2 protein-coding genes and 1 pseudogene are annotated in these 2369 nt (G+C 40.7%); all 3 read right to left on the reverse strand.

All coding sequences use genetic code 11. The features are described 5' to 3' along the window. Positions 1-341 (reverse strand): annotated as a pseudogene (locus tag L4C39_RS19925) (IS21 family transposase); the annotation flags it as partial. 642 nt (positions 342-983) lie between these two features. Then, complete coding sequence (locus L4C39_RS19930) at positions 984-1520, reverse strand: hypothetical protein (RefSeq protein WP_136995929.1); 537 nt, start codon at positions 1518-1520, stop codon at positions 984-986. Between the two features lie 602 nt (positions 1521-2122). Further along, positions 2123-2369 (reverse strand): hypothetical protein (locus tag L4C39_RS19935; protein WP_429747728.1); only part of this gene is annotated, 247 nt, incomplete at its 5' end.

Below are 2369 nucleotides of genomic sequence, written 5' to 3' on the forward strand. Positions count from 1 at the left end.
GCGTAAGCTTGCTCTTGATATTGCTCATGATACTCCTGCCAGAGCAGCATCTTTGTCATACCTTTACGCCTGAGTTCGACTGCGTATTGAGTGAAGTCTGGCATAACTTTATCTCGACTGACTTTCTTGCCGTGATACAGCGCCTGTGTGAGATCTGCATCGCTGCAACTGTCGGGTAGAGGCCAACCAAGTTGGCTTTGTTTAAAGCGAGTAAGGAGTTCCGAGATGGTGGACGGGCCGAGTTTAAGGCAAGAAGCGATACTACGATTTGAGAGACCGCAGTCGTATTTAAGGCGTAATACCTCTTTGATTTTGTTCATTGGAGTTCTCTTTTTGGCCATTGTCGCTTCCTTACTTGCTTGTTTAAGAAGTAAAGAATAGCGAGCTATTGATTTAAAAGAGAAAAAGGAAGGGTTTCGGCCATTACGATCGCGGTTTTCGCTATTCCGATCACCGATTTCGGAGTTAGGCTAAAAGTGATCGGATAATCGCGGAATCAGTGATCGGTTTAAACCGAAATGGGTGATCGGATAATCCCGAAATGACTGATCGGAATGCTCCGAAATATGCAAGAAACGAAATGAGCTGAAATTGGAGTCATCCGAAGAGCCAGATTAGCAAAGAATTCGAGCGAGTAACCTGACAGCAAAGTGCGCTGAAGCCACGATTTTCATTTTAGCTTCCACGAAAAAGAAGCCGAGCAAAATGAACTTGAGCCAGCGAAACTTACTAACGAGGAGACTTGCGTGACGTTGCTGCTAATTAACCGACACACTTTCTACGTGCGATGGTCATTTTGATGGCAACTTTCACGAGACGAACAGGTGTGCAGATCAAACGCAGAACAAAGATAAACGGATAGTTTAACCCCTTGAATCTTATGCTATATAACGCCGCGTTAAGGTGTGACGCACGCTTGCTATACTGTGAGCGAAGCGAAACCAGCAAGCGTAAGGAATCACTCTTGAACGCTTTGTTAGCTTTTAGTACGTTGCCCAAAGTTTAGCTGCCTCATCAGTCAACTTCACATCTCTTGCTGAAAGTACTAACGTGTGTTTAGGATTATTAGAGTCTTTTTGTGCACAACTGAGTGATAGCTTTCTTTCACCATTTGTCGAAAGATACCCTTCAAACGTTGAGAACGTCTTACCAGCAATAGAGACTGTGTTTACCACCTTTAAATGTTGGTATTTGCTATCAAGAGTATCAAAAAGCAATTTATATTCACTTACACAAGCCTCTTGATTAGGAAACTCCTTTTCTGCTTCGAGTGAGTACACTAACTTGGTGGACTCAATAATTTGAATCTGAGCTTCCTCAAAAAGTGATGTTCCCTGCTTATCAAGTACATCAAGCTTAATGATCCTAGTTGGGTACTTGTTATCATCAAGTTCCACAAGTTCGTGTGCCAAAGTTCCACCGATCGGAAAGCCCAATATGTTAGTTATGTCAGAGTCAAAAGCAAAAGCTTCGCTACTAATTAACACTGCTAAACACAGACTTATATTTGATAACTTCACAGTTTCCTCCATAAAAGCTAACGCCCAATTAAGGTGCGACAACGCTATAACACCCAAATTAAACCATTGCACCGTAAACACAAAATTCAAATCGGAGTAAAATCGGCAAGCGTTAGGAGTCACTCTTAAATTGTTTGTTAGAAGCGTTCTTAACCGTTATGTAGAACCTAGAATTTTGGGTTCGAAAGACGTAATTACTTATTCACTAGAACCACATTTGACGCAAGCATCATAAGTTCGCTTGCCTTCGCTGATAACAATGTACTCACCTACACACTTTTCGCACAAAACCAGTTTAGGATAAGCTACTTTGCCTTTTTTAGAGGATGAATCCCCTTCAGTTACATAAATTTTTCTCATTTGAACTTTCACATAATCATCTTAATGCGAACAATTATACTATGATTGAAACGAAATTTAGAACCAATCGAACTAAGATAAATAGTTACTATAATTCAAAGTTTTATCGAAGCTTCTAACGCCGCGTTAAGTGGTGAGCAACGCATAACACGGCACCTAAAGTATTGTGCCGTAAACACTAAATTCAAAGCAAACTAAAAATGCCGAGCGTTGGGAATCCGTCTTAAACGCTTTGTTAGGCATTAGCCCACCTTTGATTTCGGAGGGTTCTCTAGGTAAGCCGCCCGATACTCTTTGAAGTAGTACTTTTCCATTTCATTCGGATTATCGACAATAACAAAACCAAGCCTCAAACCACCATAGTTATCGATAATATAGCGATAAAAACAACCACTAGAACCTGTCGCTAAATGCTTTGCGTACTGAAGATATCTACCTTTAATAGATTGTTTAGTTTTGCCAATATATAGAATATCTGACTCACCTCTT

Origin of the sequence: Vibrio clamense (assembly GCF_050337905.1) — a bacterium.
GTDB lineage: Bacteria > Pseudomonadota > Gammaproteobacteria > Enterobacterales > Vibrionaceae > Vibrio > Vibrio cortegadensis.